Genomic DNA, 21,198 nt, shown 5'->3' on the forward strand with positions numbered 1-21,198 from the left:
GGCGGGCTCACATCACCTTGGGCGCGCGCGCCGGCTTCTGTTCAGGCTGGGCGCTCGTCGTCGGCGCCACCTTCGGCGCGTGCCACGCCTGGTGCAACGCCGCGGATCGTTCATCGAGCGCACCGGCCACCTGGTCCGGCTTCAGCTCGCCGCCCTTGACCCGTTCATCGACTGCGAGTCCGGCCTGCAGTCGGGCATCGAAGCGGTTCAGGATCTCGGCGCGGCTGCGCGGCGGGAGTTTTTCCAGGGCCTGGGCCAGCGCTGCGCGCGTCTCGGCCACGCTGGGCTGTCGCGTTGGCGTGTCGCTGGTCGCTGGGGCGGGCGTCGTGCGCGGCACCGGAGCGGCCGCCACGGCAGGATCAGCCGCCGGCGAGGGCGACGGTTGCGCTGCCGGCTTGGGAGCGGCAGCGGGCTGAGGGGCCGGATCGGGTCGCTGACCACCCGACACCGACAACGTATCCCGGTCGCGCTTCGCGGCCGCGAGCAACGCCTGATCCGCCTCGCCCGGCTTGAACCCGTTCACCTCGACACCCGCCAGGCTGGCTTCGATCCACGTATTGCGCCGGAAGGTCTCGCTGCCCTTCACCGTGATCGAGTCCCAATTCTTCGTTTTCGCGATCGCGATCATGTCCGCAATCGTCGCGCGGTCCTCGTTCGACGATTTCAGCCTCGGCCCCGTGTCCTCGAAATGCGGCGCACGGGCCACGTCGGGCGTCGCGCCTGGCCGGGTGTCGAGCGTCCAGAATCGACCGTCCTTGACCAGGTAGCGCGCGGCGATCGCCGCCGGCACGTCGTAACCGTCCTTCGACAACACGGGCTTGCGTTGCGAGGCTTCCAGCTCGATGCTGTTGTCGGCCGCGCCCGTGTCGGTGGACCGCGCAGGTGTTCGGCTGCCGGCGGCGCCACTCGATGCTGGCGCCTGGGCAGGTTCGGCCGGTCGGGCGAGCTTGCTTCGATCGGCGGCCGCCGCCTTCAGCGCCTGTTCCGCATCGGCGCGATCGCGCGTCCGCGCCGCTTGCGCACTCGCCAGCCCGACGGGCGACACGGCCTCCTCCGGCGTCGGGCGCACCGGATCGTTCGCAGGATTGCGGGCGTCACCCTCGTTCGCGGCCGAACGATCGGTCTGCTTGACGTCCGTGGTCGCGATCGGCGCCCGATCATCCGGATCGTTCGCCGCAGGGTTAAGGGCGGCGTCGTTCGCGGCCGGCGAGGGCGACTGTCGGGTGACGTCATCGGTCGGTGCCGGCGGCGTCACAGCTCGCTCAAGCATCATCCGTTGCTGGTCCGCGTAGGCTGCCTGCAACAAGCCCGGTTCGGTAAAGGGATTGTCTGAGGACGGGCCATCGTGCTCAGCTAATGCGCGCGCGACCCGGACAGATGCGTCGAGCGTCTCGGTGGACGTATGGGGCCCGGTCAGCGCTTCCAGCCATAGGACTGTTTTTTCGTGCGCGGTGGCATCCAGTCGCGGCGCTTCGTCGCGACTGGCTAACAGTATCCGGGCTTCAATGCTCAACAACTCGGCGGCCAACGCCCCGATCGGCGGCGGCGAGTCAGGCGCCGGATCCGGGTCAGGTTCCGGCTCACGCTCTACCGTCGGCGGATCAACAGGCGCCCCGAACTCGAACGTGTTCTCTGCGTCGATCTCTTCCTGCCGTTCGCGCACCGCTTCGCGCAGACCCGCAGGTTCCGGCTCGCGCGTCACGAGCGGCGGCAGGCCCGCCTCTTCACGGATCGTGTTGAGTGCCTGCGCCGATCGTGCCGGCAGCAGCTCGCCGGCGAACCCGCTGCCCGTGCGAATCATCTCCCCGATCGCCCGGTCGCCGTCGCTCGTCTGCCCGGACTTCCTCCACGCCTCGCTGTGCAGTTCGTCCAGCCGATTCGACAAAGCCAGCGTCTGATTGACTTCCGCGCCGTGCAGCGTGATCGACGTCGCGATCGACTGCACGGCGTCGCGAAACGCCCGCCCAAGCTGCTCGTCGGTCCGGGTTACGCGCACGGAATTGGCAGCCGGATCCCGATCCGTCGATGTCGGTGCCGGTCGCGGCAGCTGCTCGCGCGCCGAGAAGAAATCGTCCCGGGCGACGGCCGCAGCCTGCTCTTCAGCATAGCTAATCTGCGTCTGCACGAAATCGCGCGCTTCCTCGATCGGCATGTCCATCACCGTGCTGATCCGTTCCGCCTCCCGCGCGAGGCGGATTTCGTCAGACGTCCACGATCCCGTGCCGGCCGGGCGCGATAGCACATCCGGTTCCGCTGCCGGCGCCGGCCCGTCGGCCGACTGCCACCGAGCAAACGGCTCGGCATCCGTGCCAGGCGGCACATACCACTTTTTCTCCAGCCGGTCGAAGCGCGCCCCGAGCTCACGCGCCTCGTCCTTCTCCTTGAACGGCACGTTCAGATAGGCCCGTGTCTCCCGGCCCATCGATGCGCCTAACTCGATCCCGTGCGGGGCGAGCGCCGCCGCGATCTGCGCCCGAACCGCTGCCGCCCCTGCCGATTGGCTCAGATCGTTCCAGTCCGTGCCAGAATCCCCCGCCTCGAAGGCCGGCAGCAGCACGTGGCCCCCCACGGCATCGGCGGCATCGAGAGATTTTTCCTTACCCACATTGGGTTTGCCTTCGGCTTCTTTCCCGTGATCGTTGTCGCCTGCAATAAAAATCGCCCGATCCGGGTATTTCGCGCGAAACGCTTCCGCCACCGGCCGCAGATTGCCGGCATTCAACGCGACCACGACAGGCAAACCGGTGATCTCGTAGACGCTTGCCGACGTCGCGAAGCCCTCGGCGATCACGATCGGCTTGCTCGCATCCGCCACGTCACCGATCGGGCTGAACGCACCCGCCGTGCGCCCCCCCTTCGTGAACAGCTTGCCGCCCTCCGCGCTGATCCGCTGCACGCTCCACAACTTGCCGTCGACGTCGACGAGCGGCATCACGAGATTCTTGTGCTTGTCCTCCCGCAGGCCGTGCGGCAGCACGCCCTTGCGAACCAGGTAGCCATGATCGTCCGGCGCACCACGAAGGCGTGCCCACTCCTTGCCGACGATCTGGGCCCGACTCTCCTGCTCGGCCAGCCGCTCGGCCGCCTTGTCGCGCCGACGCGTGGTCACGGCCGCCTGTTCTTCCGCCGTCAATGCCGGTCCCGGCTGCGCCGAGCGCCAAGACTCCTTCACGCCTCGCCGAAAATTCTGGATAAAACCCCGGGCACCCCCATCGAGCGTGCCCATATACGACCCGCTGAGCTTGCCCGGCTTGTCGTCATCGACCGGAACACGATGGAATTCGCCGTCCATCTCCGGCAAATCGTCGAGTACGAGCCCACGGCTCTTGAGCGCCAGGGCGAATTCGGTGATCGCGGCGGCGTCCCCGTGCGCGGCCGGTTTCTCGCCTGCCGGATCTTGCGTTTCGTCAACCATGCTCTGCTTCCTCCCGTGAAGTGTTGTCCGCCCGATGTGCCGACTCGGCACTCGGCGGGTCCAGCGGTGGCGCCTCTGCGGCGCCGGCGTTCATCAAAACATCCACCCCTCGCTGCAGCGCCTCCAGCAGCTGCCGCACGTCATCGCGGACCGGTTCGCCCGTGACGTCCAAGATATCGGCCAGCACGCCGTCGACCGCCCAGGACAGCGTGGTGGCCGATGCCGTGCTGCGATCCAGTGCGAGTACGTCAGCCGCAGTCAGCGCGGGCGCGCCCACCACTCGCGACTGCCGGATCGAGGCCGCGCTCTTGGCCGACTGGCTCGCGTGCCACGCGCGCGGATCAAGCGTCGGCACGCCGGCCGCACGCATCTCGCCCGAATACCAGGCCGCTTTAAACTCGTCTTCGGTCGGCAAGCGCTTCTTGATGGCCGCGAGACTTGGACTCACCAGGCGCAGCCGATCGACAAACAGTGCATCCGCGTAGTAGTGGGCTTTCTCCGCCAGAATGGGCCGCTTGAAGCCCAGCACGATCTCCTGGTCGTCGTCCATCCCCTTCAGTTCCTGGTCGAGCATCAACGCGCGGCGCTGGTCCGACGTGTTGGTGCCACGTGACGAATGACGGCCAAAACTGCGACTGTTCGACGTGGACTGCTCCGTGAACGTCCCGAGCGTCTCGGATATCTCCTTCGCATCCTGGTCATTGCGGGGTGGATAGACCACCATCGCACCGTGATTCGTGACCAGCGTGCGCATGCCGTGCTGTCCATATAGCTCGGGCGCCTCGCCTTGCGATTTCGATTGCAGAATCGTGAGCAGCCGCAGGTTGTAGCCCGCGATGAAGGCATTACCCTTGTCGAGCACGTCAATGCGGCCCAGCGCCGTGAATTCGTCGAGCAGGCCCAGGCACTGGTATTTCAGTGTCGGATCCTGGCCCGGCAGCGCATCAAGGTTCTCCTCGATCCAGTCGGTGAAGAACAGGTTGCCGATCAGGCTCGCGACATTGAGTTTTTTGACCGGCAGAATCACGTACACCGTCATCAACTCACGCCGGACCTGCCCGAGATCGAAATCGCACGCGCTCGTGGCGAGATCAACAATCGGGTCGCTGAACAGACGCAGGCCTGAATTGAACGTCGCGACGATGTTGAGCATCGTGTCGTCGGGAGACGCCAGCACACGCGCGAACGCTTCCATGCAATCACCCGACAGCGGCACACCGGGGCGGGGCTCGTGCTGGACCAGGTCATTCCAGTGCTCGCGGACCTTCTTCTGCGGTGTCGTCGCCAGTCGCAGGACCTGGCCGAACGTGCAGTACCCGGTCATTTCGATCAGGTGCAGCGCCAGCGCGACGAACAGGTCGCTCGCCTGCTCGTAGAAGAACTTGTTACGCGCATCCGGCGAGTGGTAGAGCCGCGCGGCAATGGATTGCAAGCGGCCGACACGTTCGAACGGCTCGCTCCTGGCAATGCGCTCCAGCGGATTCCAACGATGCGAATAGCCGCTCGCATCGAACGGCGCCCACCGGAAGACCTTCTGTCCGCAACGCTGACGGAACCCAGACGTGATGTCGAAGGCCTCGCCCTTCACGTCCAGCACCACCATCGAATCGGAATAGGTGAGGAGATTCGGGATCGCCACCGCCGTGCCCTTACCTGACCGGGTGGGGGCGACCACCATCACGAACTGCTGGCCGGCATAGGTCAGATAGACGTCCCGGCCGTTGTAGCGGCACTTGCCGAGCAGGATGGTCGGGTTGCGCTTGACGTCGACCTGGCGCGTATTGCGCTTGTCCCGTTGCATCGCCTCGTCCATCAGGCCGTACTGGCGGATTTCGTAAGGACGGGCGAAGCGGGCGCTGCCGTGCAGCTCGCGGTGAGGCTTCACGAGTAACGCGGCGGCCACCACGGCCACTGGCAGGAGCGGCACCAGGATCGACGCCGCGATCGCGATCTGCAGCACGGTGCGCACCTTGCGTACTCCGCCGTAGGCGTACCAATAATCCCAAAGCGTCCAGATGCCGATCGCGCTGTCGGGCAGTTTCTCGATTTTCGCGAACAGCGTCGCGCCGGCGTACTGGCCAGCGGCTGCCAAGCCGGTCAAGACGAGCAGCACGGCAACTAGGCCGACAGCAGCCCGGATCGGCGTCAGCTTCATGCAGGAACCCCACCAACGCAAATCAATTGCTCGCTCTCGCCCCTGCCGTGGTTCAATCTGTTCCGACCTACCAAAGAGGAATCGCCATGCCGATGAAACCCTGCCGCGTGTGCAGGACGATGCTGTCTACCGACATGAGGGCAGCGTGCCCTGCATGCAGTGCCGCGGACCCGCTTCAGAGCGAGTTTCGCCAAATGTTGGCGATCTTGCTCGTGCTGAGCGTGGTCGCGATATACGTCTGGCTGTATGCGCTCGGGCTGGTCCCCGGACTGAACGATCTCCTGCACCCATAACCGCAGTGTCTCGAAGTCACAATCCATGCGCGCCCGGTTGAAACGACGCGTCAATGAACGCAACGTAAATAGCAGCTCACCGTCGTTATCGAACTGCGCGTCCACGTCCCAGTAGTGGTGCAGGGCTCGGCTGTCCGCAAGCCAGTCGTCGTGAATCCTTGACGCCAACTCCGCCGCAAGCCGGGTCTCGGTTCGGAACATCACGAACGGGGTTCGATAGACGGCCATCGGCCACCAGCGATGTCCCGCGCAACTCGAATGCGTGGCCACCACGCCCGGAACGTTCATCGCGTCCACCAGCAAGCGAATGCGGGTATCGATCACGCCGAGCTCACGGGCTTCGAGGTAGGGGCGCAGCACGCCCTTGCTGTTCGGTACGTGCGGCATCGTCACGACACCTCCTGCGCTGCCGCTTCGACGATGGCCTGCCAAACCACCGGGAAATGCAGCGGGAACACAGCCAGCTCGCGCATCGCCACGACCCGATCGTCCCAGGGCAACACGTCATAGCCCTCGTAAGGCCGTCCATTGACCAACGCGAGTTCGACACATCCCACTTCGTTCGGCACGAACGAGGTTTGTTCGGCAATAAAGACCACGTAGACATCCTCACCGACAGTCGCGACGGCGTCATGCCAACTTGGCTGAGTGAGCAACGTGATGTCATCAAACTCGACCTGGTTCCGACCGAGTGCGATCCAGGCGCGCGACGCCTCGATCGCATCGCGAACCCACAGATGCACGCTGGCCGCCGGCGCGAGCGACGCGTCACGCGTCCGGTTAAACCAAGCACATAGCTGCGCGACACCCTCCGAATCCCCGAGTTGGGCAGCATCGATCGCCGCCTTAAGCAGGCTGGCCGGCATGGCACGATGCGGGCGATTGAATTCAGATACGGTCATACCGATCCCCCTTCGAGTGGCAGATCCCATTCATTCAGTTCGGTCATCCGGATCCGTGCCGCCGCCGCGTCTCCGGCACGGATCGCGGCGACCAGCTGGATCAGCACATCGCGCTCGCCATCGCTGACATGCGGTGCCGGCATGTGACGGCTACTGCTCCCATCGCCAGACGCAACAAAGCACGTCATCTGCCGCAAGACCGGGTTGTCGCTCGCGGTGAGAATCGCGACGTGCAGCGCGTGACGTGCCCACGCATAGGCGGGTTGCGTGTTTGCCATCAACCGGCGCGCGCACGCGTACTCGATTTCGGTCAGCAGCGATGGGTCGCCACACCGAGCGGTGTCCGCGGCCGCCTGCGGCTCCACCAGTCTCAGCACCGTGGCCAGCTGCGCCGGGAACGCCGGATCCGTATCGCGCTCGAGGCGCCAGCGCACCACCCGTTGGTCGATCAGCTGCCAGTCGCGCTCATCCGTGACGCGCGTCCCAGTCTTCGGGCGCACTTCCACGACTCGGCGTGCGATCAGTTCGCACACCGCCTCACGGATCCGCGATCGACTGATGCCGAATGCAACGGTCAACTCGTCTTGGGATGGCAGGAAACCCGTGTCGCGCTCCAACTTGAGCAACGCATCGACCAGTGCGTCGGCATCCCGTTCGGTGCGGCGTCTCAGTGGTACGTTCATGCGTCGCCCCGCAACAGCTTCATTTTCGTCACCGGATCGAAATAGATTTCGGTCAGATCCTTGTTCTCCATGAACAGCACCACATCAACCGTGGTACGGATCTCGCGCATCAGATAATCGAACGGCAGTGTCTGTCCGACCGGACTTTGCTTGACGAGCGTCGCAATGCGCGAGAACGCCGCGATCGAATCGTTCGCATGCACGGTCGTCAACCCGCCCTGATGTCCGGTGTTGAGCAGCGTCAGATACGCCCACGTCTCATCGCCGCGCAGCTCGGCGAGCAGTACCCGATCGAACTTCATACGCAGCGTCGCCTTCACGATCCGCTGCGGCGGAATCGTTTCGCTGTAGAACAAGTGCACATGGTTTCGATGCAGCGGCAACGGCAGCTCATGGGTGTCCTCGATCGTCGCCAGCCGCGTGTCGCGCGGGATGATCGGAATCAGGTCAGCCAGGGCCTTCATCAGCGTGGTCTTGCCGGAGCCTGTACCGCCGACCAGCACGATATTCATCCGGTTCAGGATCGCCAGTGTCAGAAACCGCTCGACGTCGCGCTGAGCGAGCGAGTCGAGCATGTCCTGCTGGAAGCGCGCGAGCCCATACGCATCCAATGCACGCGCCGGATTGAACACGGGCGTCGCCCGGCTGACATCGAGGTTGTCCGTCCCCGCGCGTGTAACCGCCGCGTCGATCGCGTCTCGCGGCATCCCCCCGGTCAGTTCGTCGCGCACCACATCGCGAAAACGGTCGAATCTCCCTGCCTTGGCCAGTTCCGCCACCGAAAAACGCGTCGTGCTCGGGATACGGATCGTGAACGACACCGTGCCCGGCTCGCACGCGGGCGGAATCACGATCTGCCCGCGTTCGCCGTCCGGTAGGTGAACCGGCTTTTCCGGCTCGAGCGCCGACAGCGGCGGCTTGGCCTTGTTGTAGATCGCCAGCGCCGGCGCAAACCGCATCAGCGCCTCGAGCGTCGCTGCCGGCAACTCATGGCGCTGCCAACCGGCACTCGTCTCCGTCCAACCCTCCCCCGGCCGGTTAATCGCGACCTCGGTCACGCCCGGCTGCTGCATCAGCGCATCGATGCCGAGCGATTTCAGGTGGCTGCGTACCGTCACGCTGTCGTCGTAAGTCACGTCGGCCTCGTCACGGTTGTGCCAGCTCGTACACGTCGGAAAAATCGACGTCACGCGCGACAAAAATCGTCAGGGCCGAACCCGGCAGTGAATACGCGGTCGGCGGCACGTTGATCGTATTGCGCAGGGTCTCCGCTGCCACGCTCTGGCCCGCCTGCGACGTGCTGTTGAACTGGACGCGGTTGCTGCCGCCGCCCGAGTTCGAGGCGAGGCTCGACAGCGCCTGACCGGCATCGCTCACCAGGCTCAACATGATGGCGCCGCCAAACCGGGTCCAGAAGTGCGTGTCGACATACGCCGGCAGGCCGCTGCCGCCGAGCGAATCCGCCCCGGGCGAATCCAGCTGCACTTTGACGCCGTGCGGCGTCACGAGCCGCGTCCAGATCACGAAGATCCGCGCTTGCCCCTGCATCAGTGCCTGGCGCTGCTCGCCCGTCACCTCGCTACCCCTCTCGGCCAGCAGGACCCGGCCGTTCGCCGAGTACACGTCCTTGGTCAGGTGACAGGACGTCAGCCCCGGATAGTCCGTCACGATTTCCGTGTTCTGCACACACGGAATCGTCGTACCTCGGGCCATCAGGTAGTCGGGATTCGGCATCCAGCCCGCTTTCACGGCGGTCAGGCGCGAGCCCTGCAGCTTGTCATCCAAGCCGCCCGCCACGGGCTTGTCCGCGCCGTCGGCCTGCCGCCGACCGCCCGACGTGCTCTTCGGGGCGTCGTCGCCACCCACCAGCACGTCGCCATCCAGCCGGCGCGTGGCAGGCGTCTCGGGCGCGCTCGCGCTATGGGCGGCCGCGGCCTGGCCCGTCGGCGCACTGGCACCCTGCGCGTGTGCCGGTTCGGCGAGACCGTTGGACTGCTTGCCCTGGTCCGCCGCTGCCTGCGCCGCGGCCATTTGCGCTTCCTGCTTGCGTTGCGCCTCGAGCGCCGCCTGGTCACGACCGAAGTTGTGACTCGCGTCCGACTGCTTGCGCTGGGTCGCCGCCGCCAACTCCGCCGTGCGCGCCGTCTCGTGGTCCGCCTTGACCCGCTGCAGCCAGCGGCTGACGGCCACCGCCCCAAAAATCACCACAGCGATCGCCGCGATCACGAGCGGCAGTTGCCGGACCGCCGAGCGGCCCTTGCGCACGCCGACCCCTGGCACGCCGCGCTCGCCAATGCCCGGCGGCGGCGCTTCAACGGGACGGAAATCGCCCCCGTCGCCGATTTCATTCTTTTTCTCATTCACCGTGGGCCTCCTGGTCGGTCTCATGCTTGAGCAGCCGAACCGTTCCCGGCACGGTCGTGCCGGTCGGATTCAGCGGGCCGTCCGGGGTGTACGCGTTGTTGCGGATGCCCAGTACCGACTTCCCCAGCCGCAGCACGAAGAAGTTCGCTGTGTCCTGGATCACCTTGACGTCACCCTGCATCGTCGGATTGACCTTCGCCTCCGCTCCGTCAGGCATCACGCGGTAGAACTCCGGCAGATCCCGGTTCGTCGCGAACTGGAAATACGTGAACCGGCCGTCGTCCCACATCGCCGTCGGCGCGAGGATCGTGTCGCCGCGCATGTCGTAGTTCGTGTTGCGCGGCGTCGCCGTCCCGACCGTCTGGCCCTGGAGCAGGGCCGACGCCCTGTCCTGCCGTGCACGGGCCGCGCTCGCCTGCGCCGCCCGTGTGTCCGGGTAGTCGAACGACAGCGACCAGGTCGCGGCCTCGTCACGACCGGCCGGCGACAACTGGATCGCATAGCGGCGCTTGTCGGTGACGATCAGGAAATTGGTCTGCGCGGACGCGGCCTTGGGTTTGAAGAAGATCGCCTGGCCCTTTTGGCCCACCGTCCAGGCTTTCGCGTCACCCATGCCGATGCCCTGCAAGCTCTCGCCCGGCTCCAGCTGCAGGACGGCCGCGTTGCCCGGCCGGTACGGCACCCGCACGACATCGTTACGGTCATAGATCGCGCAGCGCAGGTGTGCGTCGTCCGAACACGGACCCGGCGTCACCACGGCGTGCACGAGGGTCGCGTGAAGCAGACCCAGCAGCGCTGCCCGCTGCGCGCCGCGTCGAATCAAGTCGATGGATCGCGTCTTCATCGCGCGCCTCCCGCCGTCGCCGGATTAGGCGCCGCGACACCCGTCGTCCCGTCGCCGGCACTGCGCGTCCAATCCCGATCCACCAGGTAGCTCGTGACCTTGAAACCCGTCGGGTTCAGCGTCAGGTCATGGCTGGACGCCGGCAGGTCAGCGTGGTCATAGGTGATGGTCGCCACCCAGTACTCCGTCTTGGGCGGCACCGAGCCGGACAGCGCGAGAATCTTCTTGGAGAAAAACACCTGCGCCGTTGTGCCCACAAAGGTGATCGCCCCCACCTTGGCGATCACCCGGAATTTGTCGGTCAGGACCTTTTGCGGGGCATTCGGATGGTTGTACAAACCCGCGTACATATCTTGTTCGCGCGGCGAGTTCAGCAGCGTGACGGTATCAAATGCGTCCTGGATCGTCTCCCAGTCGTAGCTCTCGCGCAGCTCGACGTAGCGACGCAGATCCGCGCGGTCCTCCAGCTCGCCGAATTTGACGGCGCCGGAGCGGGCCACGTCGATCACCGTGACATTGCCGGTGGCGGTGTTGTCGCGGATCACAACAGGCGGTGTCGGTTTTTTAAGGAGTACTAATCCTGCTGAGCCAAGAATAGACACGAGTGCCAATGCACCCGCCGCGATCGCGACGCGCCATGCAATGCGGGTCATCTGCTTTTGCGTGTCGTGTTTCGACTGCTCGAACGCCAGCGCCTGGTCAAAGTACGTCTTGGCCATCTGCCGGGCAATGTGCGCAGCTTGGCGCGCGCTGGGCTCGCCGGACGAGCCGGCCGCCATCGCAGCCGCCGGCGTTCGCAGCTTGCCGTTGCCGATTCCGGTCCATTTCATTGTGGTACCCCTTGCGTCGTCGCCGGATTCACCGGCATCCACGGCCCCTTCGGTTCCGGAGGCTTGGCTCCTGTCGAGCAGGCCGTCAACGCGACGGCCAGCACGACACAGCAAAGTCGTTTCATTGGTTGGTCCCCTTCCCGGCCCGTTTCATTTCCACACCCGGCATCATCAAATGTCCGGACTTCGGGTCGATAATCGCCAGATACGCCATGCCGCCACTCACCAAGAGGCTATCGCCCTGAAGCACGGCCGGCTCCGTGCGCTCACTATTGGGCGACGCGATGTTGTGAACGACGAAATTGTCGCCACTCTTGTCGATCCGGACCGTATCCGGCCCCATCCCCCGCACCTTGGTCCATTCGCCCAGGAATTGATCCCCGTTGGATTTGCCGCACGCGACCAGTACCGAAGCCATCGCGCAGCTGAGCATAAAATTGACGACGCGTTTGTTCATGATGAGATCCTTGTTCTGATTTAAGAAATCGTGCCGCCAGTACCGCCACGACGCCCGGAGAGCATCTTGGACAATCCGCGGGAGATTCCGCCGATCGCCCGACTCGCCCCGCCGATATTGCCCACCATCGACGACAACCCCACTCCACCCGCCAGCTGCGAGGCGAGCGAGGGCAAATTGAGCGAGATGATCAGGAAAACAAAGCCGAACCCCAGCAACTTCCCTTCGATTTGCCACGTCATGATGGCGTTGTCGAGATCGAATCGCGTTGGCAGCTGGCTCGTCGCGAACGACACTTCCAGCGCGCCGACCGTGGCAAACAACGCCACCAGGAATCCGTAGTTTAGGCATTGACCGACCCAGTTGTCGAAGAACCGGCGCGTGACGGGAAACAGCAACGCCACGATGAACAAGGGTCCCAATGCCAGCAGCAGCCCGAGGGCGAATTTGGCCAGGATGATGTAGGCGGCGGCAATCGCAATAAAGGGCACGCCCGCGAGAATGATGCAAAAAGCGATCGCCGTCACTTCCATGAACAGTCCGACATCGATAGCCCTCAACGGCTTGTAAAGCGTGACGATGGCCTGAATGTACAAATTAAGCAGATTATCGAGCGCCGCCGTCAGTCCCTGTCCGCCCGTCAGCGCTTGGCCGATGTCATCGCCGATGCCGTTGAAGAACGGCACCACGTACTCGCTGTAGTACCCGATATTCATGCCGGCCGTGAGCACCGCCGCCCAGCCCGCCATCTTCATCATGAAATCCACGATCGGCTGGTCGTTGTGACCTCGCCAGTAAGACACCAACACCAGCAGCACATAGATGCTGAAACCCACGGCCGCCAGCGGACTGATCAGCGAGATCATCTGCGCTGACCCGGTGTTGATGGTCTGCAGCACATTCTTGTCGAACGCGTTGAACAGATCCGTGAATATCGTGATGTTCATCGCGGGCCGCCTAGTTCGTGTCGCCGTTCAACCGGTTTTGCATGTCCTGATGCGCGGCCTGTTGCGCATACTTCTCCTCGATGTCCTGCAGGCGCCCCATCAGGTCGAGCCGCGTCTTCTCGTTGTTGATCTGGGTCACTTCGGCTGCCCAGCGGTTCTGCAAGTCGGCTTTCGCCGCCGGATCTTGCGTCAGGTTCGATTGCGACATCAGGTTCTGGATGTTCTGCAAGCGCGTAAGCGTCGCGCCATAAGCATCCATCGCCATCGACTTGTTCATCGCCATCGTATTGTTCAGCCGTTGTTGGCCTGGCGTATAGGCGGTCCACCCCTCTTGCTGGGCAATTTGCTGCGCAGGGCCGCTAATGCCGTTCAATGTGCCGCCCTTGGCCGCGTCATAGACCGACTGCCATTGATCCGGCAGGTAATTCCGCAACGACGGGTCGTTCAGAATCATCCCGAGCCCCCGGTTACCCGTCAGCGCGTTGTACTGATTCGTCAAGGTCTGGTACTGCGCCTTGAGCTGGTTGACGGTCGCGATCGCTTGCGCAAGCGTGGATGCATCCAGCACCGGAATACCTTGCGCATGCACGCTCGGGTTGGTGAACGCCACCGCGGTAACCACAGCGGCAGCAATATGACGAAGAGATTTCATGCTCGCTCCTGTATTAATACGGTCAGATCGTGGAGCGTCAGCGCGCGCGGTTCGTACCGCACGGCATCCAGGTACGCCAACGCAATCGGATCGTCCAGCACGCCGGCGAGCGCGATGACCGCTTGCGCTTCATCCGGTGACCGGATCGGTAGGTACGGATTTGGTTTGACCCATGTCCGGTGATTAGTAAAACCTACGATCGCCAACACACCGGCGGCAATCAGCAACGCCACGAACAACGTATATGACGCCAGCATGGTCGCCGCGTGGACGCGCTCCTGACTCTCGCCGGCCCACATCGCATAGCTGATCGAGATCTCCAGCATATTCATGCTCGTCACGACCCAAGCCAGTGAACTCAGCGCACCGACCGCGACGATCGTGTACAGCCAACGACCACGAACGCGGTCGAGCTGGGTGCGCTCGAATACGTCCGACCACACGTCCAGTTGCGCGCGCGTGGCCGGACCAAATATCCGGGCGTCGATCGGCGGGTACGGGGCGGTCGTCTTCATTCCAGCGCCTGCTCGACATCGGCGTCGACCGCATCAGGCGCCGCGGCCGCATTGCGTCGTTTGCCCTTGCGCCGGGCCTGAAACAACGCCATGCGCTTCACCGGGTCGCCGCCCGCCTCGGCGCCCGCCGTCTCCCAGATCGCCACGTTGTCCAGACTGCCCGACAGCACCGCAATCTCGTCGTCCATCCCGGCGAGATCCAGCGTCGCGAAGGCCGACTGGTTGCTCTGCTTGATCAGGAACGTCCGCGATTCCTTGTCCAGCCGTTTCAGCGCGCCGAACTCCCGATCGGTCAGGTTCAGCAGCTTGTAGCCTTCCGCTGTCGCATCGGGATTCGGTAGATAGACCTTGGTCGCCGTCTGGTCCCGAATCTCCGCGAACACCGGGCACCGCACCGCATCCTCGGGCGACTGCGACACCAACACCAGGAACTCGTCCGCCTTGCGCCCCGTCTTGAGTACCTTCTTGATCATCGCCTGCGTGGTCGGGTAACTCGCCGGCAGCCAGAACTCCTCAATAATGGTCGCCAGTAGCCCGCCCTGCCGCTGCATCTGCTCCTTCAGATACAGCAGGTGCGCAAGCACCGGCTCGGTCGGCGCGAAATCCTTCTTCAGGAAGTCGGTGACGTCGAACCCGATGCGCCGGGCGTGCGCCACATCGACCTTCATCGAGTACGGCGCGTTATCCAGCGCCCACGCGTAACGGCCGCTCGTCGCGTGGCACCATTGCGACAAGCGCATGTGGAGGCTGTTCTCCTCGCCCGTATCCGGAATCGACTCGAGCAGCCGGCTGAACACCCGGCTCTCCACCTCCGGCAGCGCGATCACCGTGTCCACCGCGTGCTGGATGCGCCGCTGGTCGGACACGCTCAGCTTGCCGTGCTCATCACGCGCGCACGCGCCCACCAGGTCGTACAAGTGCGCGCGGTTGCGTTTCGTGTCTGGCAACGCGAACGGCGCAATGCCCGTCGGCTCGCCTTCCTTCAGCGTCAGATACACCCCGCCCAGCTCTTCGATGAAAATCTGCATCGACCGGTCCAGATCGAGCGCGAAGATTTTCGGGTCGAATCGCTCCAGGAACGCCAGCAACGCGAGCTGCAACGTCGTCTTGCCGGTCCCGGTCGAGCCCAGGATCAACGTGTGTCCGGCCAGCTTCTCGCCCACACTGTCCTCGTCGAGTCGTGAAGCGTGGAAATTGAAGCTGAACAGGCTTTTGGCCACCGTCTGCAGCGGCATCACCGCGGTTCCGTCACCGAGCGGATTGCCGCGTGCCTTGCCGGCCGAATAGGTGTGCATCGAGAATGACGACGCCAGGTTGCGCGTCGACTTCGGCATCGGGCGCGGTTTCGTCTTGAATCCGGGTACCTGGCTTAGATACGTGATCGGCGCCGACGCGCTCGCCTTCACGAAGCGGAAACCGCACTCGTTCAGGGCTCGGCTCGTCACATAGGCGCCGTTGGCGATCGCACGCTCCGGCGTGTTGCCGTACACGACGAGCGCGCCGTGGTAATCGCCGAACCCGAGGTCGCGCCCGGCGATCAGCGCCAGGGCATCCTTCAGATCCTTGATCTGGTGGACAGCTTTATCTTCGACCGACTCCAGCGCGTTAATCTGGTCCTCGATTTCCTTGGTCGCCTCGCCGGTATTGAAACAGCCGAAACTTTGCGTGAGCGTGAACTCGATCGGTAGCGACAGCAGCGGGTTCGTTTGCCCCCACCCTGCCTTCGGAAAATCCTTCAGGTCGTAGCACGACGCGAAGCGTGTCGACCGGTCGGTGCGGATCTCGACGGTGTCGTAACCGAAGTGCAGGTGCGAGGTCGGAATCAGCTCGCGCCCCGTCGCATCCGTCACCGGCACCCGCTCATCGATCCCGTTCACCAGCTCGCCGATAAACTGGTACGCCTCCGAGAACAGCAACCCGTTGTGCTCGTAGGTGACAAGCGGCTGCGCATCGTAGGCGGACAGTGCTCGCGTGAGCGTTTCTCCCAGTTCCTGCAGCTCGGTCACGGTGTCCGCGAGCCGGTCACCCCGCAGGATCACGCTCAGGAAGAAGCTGTTCTCGTAGTGATCGGCGCGGCGGAATCGCTCCAGGTAGGTGTCCGCGAACTGCTGGACGAACGTCGACTTGAACCGGAATTCGTCGCCGAACGTCACGCGCCGGCGGCGGAACGTCGTCCACAAGGTCAGGCGATTGCCCTTCTCGAGGGTGACGGCGGCCAGCAGCCGGTTCAGGCTTTCGAAGTACGCGTCGATTTCGCCACGGCTCGCCGACTCGAACGGCACGCCCTTGAGCTGCAGCACCAACAGCGCGCGGTCCTGGTCCAGGCTCGTGATCGTCTCCGCCACCGGCCGGCCGATCGCCGGCAGCTTGTCTTCGACCACCGTCTGGCGCTTGATCAAGTCGCTCGTGTACATCATCACGCCTCGTCTTCGGCCGGCGGATCGAGGTCCGGCGCGCTGCCGGGGCCGTCACCCCACACCAATCGAAACTCCGCGTCGGACAGCCGAAGCGTCGCGTACAGGTCCGATACGGTCGTCTTGCCCGATCCGGTCCGTCCGATCAGCATCGGGCGACCTGCTCTGCCGGCCGGCAGGCCAACCGCCGGCGGCGATTGCGGCTTATGCTTCGTCATCGTCATCCTCTCGCATGCGGGACGCTTCCCGCGTCCTGATCAGAAATGCTTGGTACAGCGCCCAGTCCGGTCCACGGATGAGGACCCGGGTATAACCGTCCAGCGATCGACCGAACCGCATCGGCGCCAGCGTATGAGTCCGGCCGTACAGCGACACCTTGATCCGGTCCAGCCAGCATCGAAATTCCAGCCAGTCGATACGCAGCGCCTGGTCGTCGGTCGCGCAGCGCTGGCGGAAGAACAGCAGAACCGGGAAACCTGCCAGGCCGATCAGAAGCCCGCCGGGACCCGCAATCAGGGCCCCGAACAAGCTCGCGATCATCGAGACGCTGAATACGATCAGCGCCGGCATCATCGGCACTCCGCCGATCATCGCGGTCCGGTTCATACCCGGATAGGCCGAGTACAGCGTGCGGTCATCGATTCCGTTCATCCCGCTCATGGCCGCTCCCGTTACGCGAACAGACCCCAGGCCCAGGTGGCGAGTACAACTGCCCCACCGACGGCCGCCACCTTGGCGACCCCGCCACCGAAGTCATGCACCCAGTCGGCCTTGTTGCTGAAACACTGCACCCCGACCCACAGCAAGTAGCAAATCGCCAGGACGCCGATGAAGCCGTATAGCCAAACCTGGAAATTCGAGACAGCGCTGGTACCCGCCTGGAGGCCCCCGCCGGCCACCGCCGCGTGTGAGGCCAACAGCGTGGCGAGGGCCGCCATCAGGGCGACGCCACGGGCAGGCCGAACGAAATTTCGGTTCATCATGAGTTTCATCTTCAAAAATCTCCTAATGCATCCCATGCCGGATGCGGTTGGTCCGCCGTCGACCTCGACGCCGGCTTACCCGCCGATTCACTGCGCTTGACTCGTACCGGACTGCCGGGGTCCGGCGTCACCGCGATCGGTTGCACCGCCGGCACGACCGGCGGCGGCGTATTCGGTGCCTGCGCGGCATTCGCCACGACGCGCATCACATAGCTGCGGCCGTCCGCTTCCCGCTGGAAGCCGCGGCTGAAATTGCCGCTGTAATAGCAGCTCAGTGCTGCCTGTATCGCTGCCTGCGGGTCGCGCCCCGGCCGGGCACGCGTGTAGCAGTCCGACAGGATCGCGCTGCCCGCCTTGAGGTTCGCGCACGGGTCAAACACCGTGCTCGGCGTCAGCCCTGTCGCCTTCAGGTTCGCGCGATTGACCTGCGCGAGTCCCATGCTGTAGTTCCATCCGCCCGCCTCGAGCGCGTTTACCGTCGCGACCGCTTCCGCTTCGCTCCGAGGCGCGCGGGCCAGACGGCCGCCCACCACGCCGATCGCGAACGGGTTGAAGCTCGATTCCGTCTTGACCACCGCCTGCAACGTGGTCGGGTGCACGCTCGGCGCGCACTGCTGAGCCAGCGTCGTGAAGTCGATCGGCATCACGACGAACGCCCCGTCCGCCGCCGCGACGCGAATCGTTTCAGCAGATCATCGAACACCCTCCAGATCGCCGACGGCAGATGCGCGACCAACACCACGATGACCACGCTCACCATGACCGCGGCGGCCCAATCCATCCAATCCATCGTACGGACAGCCGTGCTCGCCAGCGGGAGCCACACCGAATAGAGCACCCACCGCACTGCCCAGAAGGTCGGCAAAGTCGCCACGGCAACCTTCAACACAAAAATCGCCGCCGTCTTGCCCGCCCGCAGGCGAGCCGCGCGCGCTTCACCCTCAGGTCGATCGTTCATGTTAGGAATCCTTAAAAAATGCCAAACGCAGCAGGAATATAACCATTCATCATGGTTGGGCTACGTTTGCGGTGAATCCCGTGAGAACAGAAAAAGCAAAATAAACCAGGGCACAACCATGAGCAGCGTCATGCCGATGTTCTCAAGTGCCCAGTGCAGCACGTCATACAGGGTCATAGCACGCTTACCGGCGCGAATTCGCGATGCCGTAGCCGATTACAAGCCAGCAGAGCACGATCACAACCGCGACCGCCGTGTTCAGTAACGTTTGCATGACGCCTCCCGTAAGGACTGTTCCTCTCGTCCGAAAAAATGCCAGTCGCACGCACCCGCGCGCGACTGGCCCAAAAAGCTCCGGCTAATCCGAGGGCCAAAACCGGAGCGTGCAACACGATGGGTTCGCCGATCGAGGTAAGGATCATTTCCACGCGCCCATGCTGAACGACGAACCACCTTTACTTCCCTTCTGTCCCTTCTGCCCCTTCGGCTTCGCATTGACATCCGGCTTGCCGTCAGCGTCCGGGTAAGACGCCTTGCAGGGCGGGTCTGCCCGGAAATTCGAGCAGCCCCAGAAAAATCCGTCCTTCCCTGAAATCCGGCGCAGGTTGCCCGTCTTGCACACCGGACACGCGTGGCGACCCGGCAACGTCATCGGCGCCGCGCCGATCGCGGCCACAATGCGCGTCACCAGCTGCTCGCAGCGCGCCATGAACGCGTCGAAGCTCATCTCGCCGTCTGCCACGGCGTCCAACGCGATCTTGAACATCCCGGCGACCGCCGGATCCTTGACGGGAGCCGGCAACGCGGCGAGCAGCGCCCGTCCCGTCGCGCTCGACTGAAATTTGGTCTTGGACGTCTTGTGCGGCTCGAGAAACCCGCGCTTACGCAGGTCCGCGATGATCCCCGCACGCGTCGCGCTGGTGCCGATCCCCTTGCCTGCCTTGAGCCGTGCCTTGGCAGCCGGGTCGTCGGTGTACTTGTGCAGATCCACCATCGCCGCGATCAGCGTCGACTCGTCAAACCGCCCCGGCGGCTTCGTCTGTTTGGATTGCAGGTCGGTGGCCGTCACCAACAGCGGATCGTCCACCGCCAGCTCGGGCAACAGCTGGCCGCCCGAGGACCCTCCCTCATCCGTGTCCCCCGCGTCCGGCACTTCGTCCGCTTCCGGCTTGAGCACCTGGTGCCAGCCCGCGGAGACCGGCGTGCGCCCGCCCGCTGTCAGGCGTTCGCCCACGCAGGCAATCTCGATGGTGGTCTTCATGAAGGTCGCCGGTGCGTAGAACTGCACTAGGTAGTGGCGCACGATCAGGTCGTAGATCTGCTGTTCGAGGGGGCCGAGCTTGGCGGCATCCACCCGGGCGACGGTCGGCACGATCCCGTGGTGCGGTGTGCCCGCCATCCGCTTGTCGTCGAACGCGGCCGACTTGAGCGTCGTATCAGCCGCGCCGATCAGTTCGGCCAGGTCGGGGCGATTTGCCGCGACGGCCGCCAGTACCTCGGCCGCATCGGCCTGCTGCGCTTCAGACAGATAGCGGTTCTCGGTCCGCGGGTAGGTGGTCAGCTTGTAGCGGTCGTACAGCGCTTGGGCCGCTTCCATAACCTCCGCCGCGGTACAGCCGTACTGTCGGCACGCCATGACAGTCAGTTCGTTGAGCGACAGCGGCAGCGGCGGCCGCTCACTTGCTGGCTTGCGCTCGTAGAGCGACACCGTTGCGCTGGCGTGCTCGAGGCGATCGACCAGATCCTGCGCGATCGCCGCGTCCACGAGCCGCCCGGACTCGTCGAGTCCAGCCTGGTCGTCTCGGGCGCGCCAACGGGCCGAGAACTCGCCCTGAGCGTGCTGTAGCACAACGTCGACCAGGAAGTACGCTACTGGCGTGAAGTGGTCGATCACGGCGTCGCGGGTGGCGACCAGCTGGAGCGTCGGCGTCTGCACGCTGCCCACTGAGAGCAAGACATCGAAGCCGAGATCCTGCGCGCGGCACGTCGCCGCGCGCGTTGCGTTCAGGCCGTACTCCCAGTCGTAGCGGCTACGTGCCAGGGCCCACAAGTGCCAGGCGCGGAATTGCGGGTCCCGGTTGTCGCGCATGGTTTGGAGGGCTTTACGCACCTCGCCCGGGTTCGCATCGTTGACCAGCAACCGCTTCACCGGCAGTGTGCAGGCCAGGAAGTCCAGCACCTCATCGACCAACAGCTGCCCTTCCGCGTCCGGGTCGCCCAGGTGCACGATTTCGTCGGCATCCTGCATCAGCATCCGGATCGCCTCGAGGATGTGGGCCGTGGACTCGGACGGCACGAGCTGCCAATCTCGCGGCAGGATCGGCAGGTCGCTGGCGCGCCAGACCTTTTTACCGGTTTTAGAGGTCGGCACATCGTCGGGTAGGTAGGCGTCCGGCATCGCCTGCTCGAGAATGTGCCCCTGAAGTGGCACGAAGTAATCGTCACCGATCTTGTATGCAGGACCATTGCGCTGGGGCGCGCCGTCGAACACGGCCATCACGGCCTTGGCGAGCGATGGTTTCTCGGCGATGAACAGGCGGACCGGCATTAGGCGCCCTCCGACTGAATGGCGCGGCGGCGCACGTGGCCTCGACACGGCAGGTTCTGCACCGGTTCGTCGAAGAAAGTCCGGTTCGTCAGGGACTCGGCCGAATGGAACGCGTGCGGATTCGCGCGGCGCAGCACCTCGAGTACTGCGTCAATGGCTTCCGGCCCCTGGATGGATGCATTTAGGAGTGCTTTTTGTTCAGCGCGGGTGAGGGATGGCATGGTAACGACCTCCGATC

The 21,198-nt window shown here is 64.5% G+C and carries 21 protein-coding genes; all 21 read right to left on the reverse strand.

The annotated features are described in order from the left end of the window. Nucleotides 1–7 precede the first annotated feature (7 nt). Nucleotides 8–3,415 (reverse strand): DUF5710 domain-containing protein, encoded by a 3,408-nt coding sequence (locus RZR99_RS33590; RefSeq protein ID WP_323123162.1) that lies wholly within the window; start codon nucleotides 3,413–3,415, stop codon nucleotides 8–10. Continuing rightward, nucleotides 3,408–5,570: a type IV secretory system conjugative DNA transfer family protein gene (locus RZR99_RS28725; protein ID WP_323123163.1), complete on the reverse strand. Its 2,163-nt coding sequence runs from the start codon at nucleotides 5,568–5,570 to the stop codon at nucleotides 3,408–3,410. Before RZR99_RS28725 ends, RZR99_RS33590 begins: the two co-directional genes overlap by 8 nt. Then, nucleotides 5,567–6,256 carry a hypothetical protein gene (locus RZR99_RS28730; protein ID WP_323123164.1) on the reverse strand — a complete coding sequence of 230 codons (690 nt, stop codon included), beginning with the start codon at nucleotides 6,254–6,256 and terminating at the stop codon, nucleotides 5,567–5,569. The genes RZR99_RS28725 and RZR99_RS28730 overlap by 4 nt, the downstream gene beginning before the upstream one ends. After that, entirely contained in the window at nucleotides 6,253–6,765 is a 513-nt protein-coding gene (locus RZR99_RS28735; protein ID WP_323123165.1) for a hypothetical protein, read from the reverse strand. The genes RZR99_RS28730 and RZR99_RS28735 overlap by 4 nt, the downstream gene beginning before the upstream one ends. Then, nucleotides 6,762–7,448 carry a FadR/GntR family transcriptional regulator gene (locus RZR99_RS28740; protein WP_323123166.1) on the reverse strand — a complete coding sequence of 229 codons (687 nt, stop codon included), beginning with the start codon at nucleotides 7,446–7,448 and terminating at the stop codon, nucleotides 6,762–6,764. The genes RZR99_RS28735 and RZR99_RS28740 overlap by 4 nt, the downstream gene beginning before the upstream one ends. Continuing rightward, nucleotides 7,445–8,584, reverse strand: coding sequence for an ATPase, T2SS/T4P/T4SS family (locus RZR99_RS28745; RefSeq protein ID WP_323123167.1), 1,140 nt, complete (start codon nucleotides 8,582–8,584; stop codon nucleotides 7,445–7,447). The genes RZR99_RS28740 and RZR99_RS28745 overlap by 4 nt, the downstream gene beginning before the upstream one ends. A gap of 10 nt (nucleotides 8,585–8,594) precedes the next feature. Further along, nucleotides 8,595–9,812 carry a type IV secretion system protein VirB10 gene (gene virB10 / locus RZR99_RS28750; protein WP_323123168.1) on the reverse strand — a complete coding sequence of 406 codons (1,218 nt, stop codon included), beginning with the start codon at nucleotides 9,810–9,812 and terminating at the stop codon, nucleotides 8,595–8,597. Next, nucleotides 9,805–10,656 carry a TrbG/VirB9 family P-type conjugative transfer protein gene (locus RZR99_RS28755; protein WP_323123169.1) on the reverse strand — a complete coding sequence of 284 codons (852 nt, stop codon included), beginning with the start codon at nucleotides 10,654–10,656 and terminating at the stop codon, nucleotides 9,805–9,807. Before RZR99_RS28755 ends, virB10 begins: the two co-directional genes overlap by 8 nt. Continuing rightward, nucleotides 10,653–11,486 (reverse strand): virB8 family protein, encoded by an 834-nt coding sequence (locus tag RZR99_RS28760; RefSeq protein WP_323123170.1) that lies wholly within the window; start codon nucleotides 11,484–11,486, stop codon nucleotides 10,653–10,655. The genes RZR99_RS28755 and RZR99_RS28760 overlap by 4 nt, the downstream gene beginning before the upstream one ends. Nucleotides 11,487–11,607: 121 nt before the next feature. Beyond that, a complete protein-coding gene (locus RZR99_RS28765) occupies nucleotides 11,608–11,943 on the reverse strand; it encodes a hypothetical protein (RefSeq protein WP_323123171.1) in 336 nt (111 codons plus the stop codon). A 20-nt stretch (nucleotides 11,944–11,963) separates the two neighbouring features. Beyond that, nucleotides 11,964–12,890 (reverse strand): type IV secretion system protein, encoded by a 927-nt coding sequence (locus RZR99_RS28770; protein ID WP_323123172.1) that lies wholly within the window; start codon nucleotides 12,888–12,890, stop codon nucleotides 11,964–11,966. 10 nt (nucleotides 12,891–12,900) lie between these two features. Further along, nucleotides 12,901–13,542: a type IV secretion system protein gene (locus RZR99_RS28775; RefSeq protein WP_323123173.1), complete on the reverse strand. Its 642-nt coding sequence runs from the start codon at nucleotides 13,540–13,542 to the stop codon at nucleotides 12,901–12,903. Further along, nucleotides 13,539–14,057 (reverse strand): hypothetical protein, encoded by a 519-nt coding sequence (locus RZR99_RS28780; protein WP_323123174.1) that lies wholly within the window; start codon nucleotides 14,055–14,057, stop codon nucleotides 13,539–13,541. The genes RZR99_RS28775 and RZR99_RS28780 overlap by 4 nt, the downstream gene beginning before the upstream one ends. After that, on the reverse strand, nucleotides 14,054–16,474 hold the full coding sequence (locus RZR99_RS28785) for a VirB4 family type IV secretion/conjugal transfer ATPase (protein WP_323123175.1): 2,421 nt from the start codon (nucleotides 16,472–16,474) through the stop codon (nucleotides 14,054–14,056). Before RZR99_RS28785 ends, RZR99_RS28780 begins: the two co-directional genes overlap by 4 nt. After that, the gene (locus RZR99_RS28790) at nucleotides 16,474–16,689 is read right to left on the reverse strand and encodes a hypothetical protein (RefSeq protein WP_323123176.1); all 216 of its coding nucleotides are present in this window, start codon (nucleotides 16,687–16,689) and stop codon (nucleotides 16,474–16,476) included. The genes RZR99_RS28785 and RZR99_RS28790 overlap by 1 nt, the downstream gene beginning before the upstream one ends. Then, a complete protein-coding gene (locus RZR99_RS28795; RefSeq protein ID WP_323123177.1) occupies nucleotides 16,676–17,131 on the reverse strand; it encodes a VirB3 family type IV secretion system protein in 456 nt (151 codons plus the stop codon). The genes RZR99_RS28790 and RZR99_RS28795 overlap by 14 nt, the downstream gene beginning before the upstream one ends. A gap of 11 nt (nucleotides 17,132–17,142) precedes the next feature. Next, a complete protein-coding gene (locus tag RZR99_RS28800) occupies nucleotides 17,143–17,463 on the reverse strand; it encodes a TrbC/VirB2 family protein (RefSeq protein ID WP_323123178.1) in 321 nt (106 codons plus the stop codon). 2 nt (nucleotides 17,464–17,465) lie between these two features. Then, a complete protein-coding gene (locus tag RZR99_RS28805; protein ID WP_323123199.1) occupies nucleotides 17,466–18,098 on the reverse strand; it encodes a lytic transglycosylase domain-containing protein in 633 nt (210 codons plus the stop codon). Further along, nucleotides 18,098–18,412, reverse strand: coding sequence for a hypothetical protein (locus tag RZR99_RS28810; protein WP_323123179.1), 315 nt, complete (start codon nucleotides 18,410–18,412; stop codon nucleotides 18,098–18,100). Before RZR99_RS28810 ends, RZR99_RS28805 begins: the two co-directional genes overlap by 1 nt. 418 nt (nucleotides 18,413–18,830) lie before the next feature. Next, nucleotides 18,831–20,960 carry a DNA topoisomerase gene (locus tag RZR99_RS28815; RefSeq protein WP_323123180.1) on the reverse strand — a complete coding sequence of 710 codons (2,130 nt, stop codon included), beginning with the start codon at nucleotides 20,958–20,960 and terminating at the stop codon, nucleotides 18,831–18,833. Continuing rightward, nucleotides 20,960–21,181, reverse strand: a complete 222-nt coding sequence (locus RZR99_RS28820; RefSeq protein WP_323123181.1) for a hypothetical protein — start codon at nucleotides 21,179–21,181, stop codon at nucleotides 20,960–20,962. The genes RZR99_RS28815 and RZR99_RS28820 overlap by 1 nt, the downstream gene beginning before the upstream one ends. Between the last annotated feature and the right edge of the window lie 17 nt (nucleotides 21,182–21,198).

Origin of the sequence: Burkholderia alba, assembly GCF_034721475.1 — a bacterium.
GTDB lineage: Bacteria > Pseudomonadota > Gammaproteobacteria > Burkholderiales > Burkholderiaceae > Burkholderia > Burkholderia alba.